This is a genomic window from Megamonas sp. Calf98-2, assembly GCF_900110235.1.
In the GTDB taxonomy this organism is placed as follows: domain Bacteria; phylum Bacillota; class Negativicutes; order Selenomonadales; family Selenomonadaceae; genus Megamonas; species Megamonas funiformis.
In genome coordinates this window covers 1-9,476 of sequence record NZ_FOCY01000048.1, presented here as the reverse complement: position 1 = coordinate 9,476, position 9,476 = coordinate 1, and the positions used below count along the sequence as shown (strand labels likewise).

Genomic DNA, 9,476 nt, shown 5'->3' with positions numbered 1-9,476 from the left:
GCAAATGAACATGGTCTGGCTTTACTTCCATCTCGATTAAATCGACGTGAAGCTCCTGACAAATATTATTAATCAACTCCTTTAATCGTTCATCAACACCATTGTTCAATACTTTTCTACGATATTTAGGACAAAATACTACATGATATTTACAAGAATATACTATATTATTATTTGATTTATATTTCATAAAAGTATTATATAACTATTAAAAATATAATACAATAAAAAACAATGATATCGAATCATTGTTTTTTAGCGAGCTTATATCCCCATAAATAAATTTAGGGGCTTTACGCTCGCATTTGGTAAATTTTAAATAATTTACTTCTTTATTTTTTATTATTTTTCAAAACTAGATTTTTCAGGTAAAATTTTATCAAATGCTTGTTTTATTCTCTCCTTCATAGGTTCAAAATCTACATTCTCATTATCATTTATACATATCATTGGCATTAATTGATTTTCTATACTCTTAAATAAATCTTGGTTTTGCTCTACACCATTATAAATTTCATAAACCTTACCTTTTACATGTCTTCCTATAGGTTCAAAATCACCTTTTGCTAATTGCCAGTAACGCATAAGCCACTGATTTTCATCTGTTTTATTTCTAAATTTATGCTTACAAGTTTCATCTAACTCATCAAATTCCTTGTCCCATAAATCTATAAAAGTTGTTTTTAAATATGAAAAAGCTAAATGATTATTTGCAAAACATTTAAAATGATGTTCTCCACTTAATATTAAATTTCTTAAGCTATTCCAACCATACTCTAAATTTATCCATTTACTAAAATACTTTTTCATTTGTTCTTTTTTATCAAAATGAGTATTTAATACTACTATATTATTAAACTTAACATATTGTACTGTATCTCTTTTATCAGCAACACTCAAAGTACTAGCAATAGCAAAATCCGTTGGTAAACAATTTTTACCTGCAAAAAATAATTCTCTTTTTACAGGTCTTATTAAAAACATATCATCATTAAAATAAACAAATCTTTCAGCTAAACTCTCTATCCTATGTAAATTCAATTCAATAGAATGTGAACTAAATGTAGGTAAATATTCTTTTGGTATAAAATCACTATGTTTAACAATATTTAATTTGGGATTATTTATATTTAACCATTTGGGCAAATGACCATAGGTTACAAAATGTATTTTGTTAACCCATGGTGCAAATTTTTCTACAGCCCTAAACCAATATTGCATATTGTCCCAATCACGAAAACGCACATTGCGATTATCTGCATTTTTACTAGGACTATACTTTGCTTTTTCTGCTTGCCATACTGGGTCGTTGCCATCAACCCAAGTAACAACAAAGTCAATTGGATAATTTTCACTCATCTTTTAACAACTCGCTTTGTCTTAATTTTTCTATGACTTGATTTGGTTTTATACTTGCTAAGCAATCTATATTTTTAGCACAAGTACGCTTCCAACAACCATCACATTCATGACCTGCCAAAATCACATTTTCACTTTGTCTATATGGACCATTTCTATTAGGATCAGTTGGCCCCATAAGCATAATTGCAGGAATATTTAAAGCTGCTGCTAAATGAAGGTTTCCTGTATCTCCTCCTACAACAGCCTTTGATAATTTAATAAGTCTAGCCGTTTGCATCAAACTCGTTTTTCCCACAAAATTTACAATATTATTTTCTCTAGCTAATTTAATAATAGCTTGTGATTTTTGTTCATCATCTTTTCCAAAGCCAATTAAGACTACTTTTAGCTTATATTCTGCTAATAAATCGCTTAATTTAGCAAAATTTTCCACAGACCAACATTTATTTATCCAATTAGTACCCACTGCAAAAATTATAAATTTTTGATTTAATATATTCTCTTTAATCAATAAATTATCTACAAAATCAATTTCATCTTGTGTATTAACTAAAGGAAATATTATATTTTCTGTATCACAATCTAAACATTTAACAGTATCTAAATATCTATCTACAATATGACCATTCTTATTATTGCCTACTATGCGTTTGCTGATTAAATTGCTACCTTCACGCATATCTACATAGCCTATTTTTTTCTTTGCCTTAGCAGTAAATACTACAGCTGCTGACTTAAACAATCCTTGCAAATCTATAGATATATCATATTTTCTTTTTTGCAATAACTTAGCAAATGGTCGATAATTTTCTTTAAAACCATTCCATGATTTAAATGCTTTTTTATGAAAAATAATTATTTCATCTACATATGGATTGTGTTTCACCAATTCATATGCTGTAGGTTCCACAACCCATGTAATATGCGCATTAGGATATCGTTTTTTCAAAACATATGCTATAGGTAATGCATGAATTACATCTCCTATTGCACTTAATTTTACAATTAAAATATTCATAAAAACCTCATTACTTCTATCTACCGAAAATATAAATTAAAAATTTTTGCTAATATATTTTTCTATTATTTGATTTTACCAATATTTTTTCAAATAGTAAATACTTATTTACTATTTAAAGTCCCAAAAGAAAAGCTACATCTTTAAATTATCTAAAAATGTAGCATATCTTTAAATTATTTAATTAATATATATCTAATATTTTTTGTACTATATTTGTGGTAGAACATCCCTCTACTACTTTTATAAATTTTATCTTACCACCATATTTTTTTACTGTTGCTGTTTCTGGAAGAGATTCTTCTGTATAATCTCCACCTTTTACATAGATATCTGGTTTTACTTTACTGATTAATTTATCAGCTGTTGTTTCATCAAAAATAACTACATAATCTACAGCTTTTAAACTATCTATAACCTCTGCTCGCTCTTTTTGCGGAACAATTGGTCTTTTGTCTGATTTATACTGCTTTACAGACTGATCACTATTTAACCCTAAAATTAAATAATCTGCTAATTTACTAGCTTCATTTAAATAACGAACATGACCTGCATGTATTAAATCAAAAGTGCCATTAGTAAGTGCTATAGTTTTATTACCCTTACGCAAGATTTCACAAAACTTTTCAATATCTTGTATATCTATAATCATCACTAAAATCCTATCTGTAATTATTATTTTTTCAATACGGCAATTAATTCCTCATCAGAAACTGTAGCTGTTCCCATTTTACGTACAGCAATACCAGAAGCAAAATTAGAAAGTTCAGCTGCTTGACTTGGCATCGCACCTGTAGCTAATGCTGTGATAAAGGTAGCAACACATGTATCACCTGCTCCCGATACATCAAATACTTCTGATTTATCAGATACTGGGATATTATGCACATTTCCATTTGCTTCAAATAAAGTCATACCTTTTTCGCCACGTGTAACTAAAATTCCCTTTGCTTGCATTTTTACTAAAAATTCCTGTGCCGCTTTATATAAAATTTCCTCATTATCTATTTTATAGCCTACAGCACTAGCTAATTCTGCATCATTTTGTTTTACATAATCAGTACCTACAAAATTGAAAATAGCATATCGAGAATCTATTATTGATGGTATATCATATTCTTTACTTAAAGATAAAATTAAATCACGAATTTTAGGTGTAATTGTTCCACTGCCATAATCGCTCATTACTACACCTTGCATCTGTGGCATGACCATTTGAATGTAATTCATCAATTCTTTTTCATATACTTCACTGATAACTTCATTGCATTCTCTATCAATACGTACTACCTGTTGACTTACTGTAGCTCTACCACCTGCAATAACACGTGTCTTAGTAATAGTTTTGCGATTTTGATCACAAAACATACCTTCCGTATTTACATTATTTTCTTCTAATATTTGCTTTAAATTTAAAGCACCTTTATCTTCGCCTAAAATACCTACAGCAAAAGCCTTTCCGCCTAATGTAGCTACATTATTAACTACATTAGCAGCACCGCCAGCCACTGTTTTTTCTTCTGACTCTATCAATACTAAAACTGGCGCTTCACGAGAAATACGAGAAATATCACCTTTTAAATATATATCAGCAATCATATCACCAATAATTAAAATGCGTTTTCCCTTAAATTTTTCTACAAAATCAATCAATTCCGGCTTCATAAATTCACCTTTTTTCTCTATATATTAGAAATTTAAGAAATTAAAATGTAAACTCCATTTATCTTTTTTCTGTTCATATTTTAATTCAGTTTCTACACAATGCCAATCATGATACCAATAATAATCTAAATCTCTTAAACGAAGCTGATCTGAAGCATCATATCCTGTTGCTACAACAAAGCGATTTTTATCATCGATAGTATAACTTAGACCTGCGGATACTTTTTTGGAATAATCTTCCAATCCATACTGGAATAAAGTATTTTCTGCACTAACTCTTGAATAATGATATCCTGTATAAGCTACTAATCTATCAGTTAATTCACCAAGTAAAGTCACATCATAATACAAACTATTATAATTGCTATCATCATAATCTTCATAAACTAAGCGATAACCTATGCTTGGAAATAATCTAAATTTACCTTCTGTATCTAAATTTATAGGATCATGATGGAGAGATAAATTATGTTCACGATGCCAACTTTTAATATTATTTTCTTCCCATAAACCATATTCATTATACAAATTAAAACTAAGTGGTGTATCACCTATTCTACTGCCATAATTATATACATATGCTATATTTTTTTCTAACCAACGATCATCATCATCTTCATATTTACCATTTTCTATTTTAAAAGTACTACCCGCATTATTCCAAGCTACACCATAAATATTTCTCATATCATGCTTAGTAGTATATTTTAAATCAGCATAAGCTTTTACATTATCCATCAATGGTGCATCTAATTTATAACCGATAGATAAACCATCATCATCATTTATACGAATACGTAATGGTATCCATTGATTTTTTCCATCGCTATTAGTACCTATTTTAGTACTATATTCATCTGTTTGATAAATAACTTGACCTTTGATCAAAAATTTCGCATTATATGCTACCATATGGTCATCAGGATAAATTTCAATTTTTTCAGCAGTCAAACAGTAATCTGGTTTTTTCGCAGGACAACGTGTCATCGTGCCATTGTAAATTATATAGTAATCAGGATAAAATTCTACTTGTTCCCCTGAAACATATCTATTATCTACACGACCTTTTACATTATTCATTACACCAGTTTTTTCATTATAATTATATTTTATTTTCTCACTGTTGATATCAAGTGTTGGATTAGCTACCTGCATAACATGAGCATGAACCGGTATATCCACATCACCTGTATTTAAATTACCATTTGCATCTTCAGTAGTCATACGTGAATAATTCTGAGTGATTTTTACATTACCCTTACCATATACTTCACCTGTTACTGAGTCATACATAATATCATTACCCTCAAAAATAATTGGTGCTTCTTGAGGATTTTGTATAACAATGCCTTCTTTTTCATATTGAGCATCTAATTCTGCTTTAAATTCATTAATAGCTCTATTTTTTTCTTTATCTCTAGCTTCATGACGTTGGTCTTCAACATAATTTAAGATTTCAACATCAGTATCTGAAGCTAATACTGGCTGATTATATGTACATAAAGATAATGCACTTAATGATATCGCCCACAATATTTTTTTCTCTATTTTCATTAAAATATTCACCTATCTTAAAATAAATTTAACTAAATACACTTAAATTATTATACCATGATAATATCTTCTTTGCCGAATTACTTTTCGCTAAAATCTAAAAGGACTCTACATTTATTGCAGAGTCCTTTTCATTTATCTATTATATTTTTCTACTAAGGAACACAAATACATTGCTTTTTCGTCTGTCAATGTATCTTTTTGCATGCGCCAGCCCCAGTTAGTGCCTACTGTACCAGGTAAATTCATTCTAGCATTACTATCCAACTTCAAAACATCTTGCATTGGCAATATCGCCATCTTAGAGGCACTAGCATATGCTAATTTTACCAATTCATCTAATAAAGCCTCATTATCATCAACTTTAACTTCTAATAAATCTGCTAAAACTGCTTTATCCTGCGGAGATATATCCTCTTTAAGCCAGCCTAAAGTTGTATTATTGTCATGAGTGCCTGTATAGACAATACTATTTTTCGGACTGATAAAATTTAATTTATGATATTTATTTGCATATAATTCAAATTGCAAAACTTTCATGCCTGGGAAATTACAACTATTTTTCAAGGCTTCGACTTCTGGCGTAATTACACCTAAGTCTTCAGCAATGATTGGCACATCACCTAGATATTCTTTGATTTTATCAAATAAATCTTTTCCTGGACCTTTAACCCATTTACCAACACGAGCATTTGTAGCCATGCCAGATACTTCCCAATAAGCTTCAAAACCACGGAAATGGTCAATGCGAATTATATCTACTAAATTCAACAATGTAGCTATGCGTTTACGCCACCAACTATAGTCATCTCTTTGCATTACCTTCCAGAGATAATGTGGATTACCCCAAAGTTGACCATCTTCACTGAAATAATCTGGTGGCACTCCTGCTGCTGTCTTTAAGGTGCCATCAGCATTCAAATTAAATAAATCTTGATGTACCCATACATCAGCACTATCATGCGATGGGAAGATAGGAACATCACCTACTATTTGTATGCCTTTTTCGTTTGCATAAGCATGTAAATCCTGCCACTGTTTAAAGAAAATATATTGTTTAAACTTAGCATAAGCAATATCTTGTGCCAAAGAAATTCTACAAGACTCTAAAGCTTGAGGTTTACGCAATTTTATGTCTAAATTCCATTCATACCATGGTAAGTTTTTATAATATTTCTTTAATGCCATGAATAGTGCATAATCTTCAAGCCAATAACTTTGCTGTTGACAAAAAGCAGTATAATCTGCATCTGCTACAAAATTAACAAAAGCTTTCGTTAAGATTTTCTCTTTATAAGCTTCTACTTTTACAAAATCTACTTTATCAGCATCAACTTTATAATCTAAAACAATATCTTTAGCTTCCAATAAATTGATTTCCACTAATTTTTCAGGTGAAATAAGCATAGTATTGCCAGCAAAAGCAGATGGAGATTGATATGGAGATGCTCCATATCCCACTGGATTTAATGGCAGAACTTGCCAAATCTTTTGTTTAGCTTTTACTAACCAATCCACAAAATTATAAGCTTCTTTTCCTAAATCACCAATACCATAATCAGATGGAAGTGATGTTGGATGCATGATAATACCAGCTTTTCTAGCATATTCTATATTTTCTTTTTCTTGTTCAAATACTAGAGCTGTGAGCGGTTCAATTTCTATCTTAGCCTTATTATCTATGATTTCCATATCAGGATACATATTAGTTATTTCATGTAATTTATGCTGACAAAAACCATGAACATCAATTTCTATCGTCATAGTCTTTTCTTGATGACGATTTAACACCACTAAGATGCAATCATCATCTATTTTTTGTCCAAATCTATCTTTGCCTAATTTTGTAGTTCTCATATAAGCTAAGACATCATCTTGAGCATATACTGGTATATACCAGCCAGTTTGCAATACTTGTCGATGATTGCGCAGTGCTATCATACGCGTAAAGAAATGACGTAAATTATTATCAGCTTCATCCCATTTATAGCTTGCTCTATTATGTGGATCGCGATATCCCTGCATACCGATTTCATCGCCATAATAAATTGATGGCACTCCCGGCAATGTCATCTGCCAAACAACGGCTAATTTCAAACGAGCAATAGCTAAACGCAAATGAGCATCATCTAATTTGAATTTTGCCTGTACACTAGCTGGTACATTTTCTACACTTGGAGCTTCGCCTAATAAAGTCAAAATACGTTCTACATCATGACTACCCAATAAATTCATCATGGCATAGAGATTTTCTTCGGGATAATTTTCATGCTGATTTAAAATACTTACTTCTGTTTCTTGAGCTGATTTATTTTTCAAAATGAAATCTAAAATAATTCTGCGCAATGGATAATTCATCGCACTATCTATTTCATAGCCACAAAGATATTCACGATGAACATTATATGCTATTTTATTTGAAGCATCTTCCCATACTTCACCGATGATAACTGCATCTTTATCTAATTTCTTCAATTTTTGATAAAAACAACGTGTAAATTTCTGTGGCAATTCATCAATTACATCTAAACGCCAACCACTTATGCCTTTATCCATCCAAAAATTCATTACACTATCTTCACTACGAATGATGAAATCCATATATGATGGTGTTGTTTCCTTTGTGTTTGGCATACTTGTAAAGCCCCACCAACAATCATATTTACAAGGATATTCCTTGAAATCATACCATTCATAATATGGAGATTCTTTGGATTGATATGCACCTACACTATCAAAATTGCCAAAGCGATTGAAGTATATACTATCACTGCCAGTATGACTAAATACACCATCTAAGATGATGCGAATTCCCATCTCTTTAGCTTGACTACAAAGCTGTGCAAATTCTTCATTAGTGCCAAACATTGGATCTACTTGATGATAGTCTGCCGTATCATAATGATGATTAGCACGTGATTTAAAAATAGGATTAAAATAAATCACAGATATTCCCAAATCTTTTAAATAAGATAATTTCTCTTTTATACCTTGGATATTTCCGCCAAAATAATCATAAGTGATTACATTTTTAGTATCTGGGTCTAAATAATACATTGGTGGCTCATTCCAATCACAATGAAGCACCGCATGTTTTTTCTGTGGAATATTATTGCCACTACGATAAAATCTATCAGGAAAAATCTGATACATAACGGCTTTTTTAAACCAATCTGGCGTTTTTACATCTTTTTTAAATACTGTAATCTGATAAGACGGTGGCACCTCTAGTGCTTCTTGACCAATACCACCCATTTGCGCCTTATTATTGCCATAATATAATAATTTGCCATCAGCTAATTCAATTATAAAATAATACCAAACAAGACAACCATCTTCAGGCATATCTAAATCAATAAAATAATGTTTTTCATCCCATGAAGATTTTTTTAAATTATAATATATTGAACCACAAGTTTCTTGCCATGTATGTAAACGCACCAAAGAAACTTTATCTTTTAAATCAACATCAATTGCCAATCTCACAAAAGATTGTGTCGGCACTGCCCCTATAGGACTGCGATAATATAGATTTCGCGAATCATGAAAAATCATTTATATTATCCCGTTGCCAAAAATCTATAAAAATATAAAAATTTGTTTATTTCCTTCTTCATTGAATCCGATTTTGCCATAGCTACTTTCGTTTGATATGATTCTCCAAAGGCTTAAATTCGGATACAACGAATCCTACATATTAGCATTTTCTTGCTTGTGAAACTATGCTAATTTATACATAGATAAATTTAGTGAAGCATTTAAATCCCTATCAATTACTGCTCCACAGTGTGGACATCTATAAACTCTATCTTTTAGTTTTAAATCTTTCTTTATAAATCCACACTTGTTACAAGTTTTTGATGATGGATAAAATCTA

The 9,476-nt window shown here is 30.6% G+C and carries 8 protein-coding genes; all 8 read right to left on the bottom strand.

The genetic code is table 11. From position 1 onward, the window contains the following. Positions 1-190, bottom strand: a 190-nt coding sequence (gene tnpA / locus BMX03_RS10555) for an IS200/IS605 family transposase (protein WP_143052098.1), incomplete at its 3' end; no start/stop codon positions are given. A 152-nt stretch (positions 191-342) separates the two neighbouring features. Continuing rightward, the gene (locus BMX03_RS10550; RefSeq protein WP_091695318.1) at positions 343-1,359 is read right to left on the bottom strand and encodes a stealth family protein; all 1,017 of its coding nucleotides are present in this window, start codon (positions 1,357-1,359) and stop codon (positions 343-345) included. After that, a complete protein-coding gene (waaC, locus tag BMX03_RS10545; protein WP_091695316.1) occupies positions 1,352-2,380 on the bottom strand; it encodes a lipopolysaccharide heptosyltransferase I in 1,029 nt (342 codons plus the stop codon). Before waaC ends, BMX03_RS10550 begins: the two co-directional genes overlap by 8 nt. A 184-nt stretch (positions 2,381-2,564) precedes the next feature. Further along, positions 2,565-3,032: a D-glycero-beta-D-manno-heptose 1-phosphate adenylyltransferase gene (gene rfaE2 / locus BMX03_RS10540; RefSeq protein ID WP_091695313.1), complete on the bottom strand. Its 468-nt coding sequence runs from the start codon at positions 3,030-3,032 to the stop codon at positions 2,565-2,567. Between the two features lie 23 nt (positions 3,033-3,055). Continuing rightward, a complete protein-coding gene (locus BMX03_RS10535) occupies positions 3,056-4,045 on the bottom strand; it encodes a bifunctional heptose 7-phosphate kinase/heptose 1-phosphate adenyltransferase (RefSeq protein ID WP_091695311.1) in 990 nt (329 codons plus the stop codon). 24 nt (positions 4,046-4,069) lie between these two features. Then, a complete protein-coding gene (locus BMX03_RS10530; RefSeq protein WP_091695308.1) occupies positions 4,070-5,599 on the bottom strand; it encodes an LPS-assembly protein LptD in 1,530 nt (509 codons plus the stop codon). Between the two features lie 135 nt (positions 5,600-5,734). Beyond that, positions 5,735-9,154 (bottom strand): 4-alpha-glucanotransferase, encoded by a 3,420-nt coding sequence (gene malQ / locus BMX03_RS10525; RefSeq protein ID WP_091695306.1) that lies wholly within the window; start codon positions 9,152-9,154, stop codon positions 5,735-5,737. Positions 9,155-9,319: 165 nt separating this feature from the next. After that, the coding region (locus BMX03_RS10520; RefSeq protein ID WP_143052097.1) for a zinc ribbon domain-containing protein at positions 9,320-9,476 on the bottom strand (157 nt) is incomplete at its 5' end.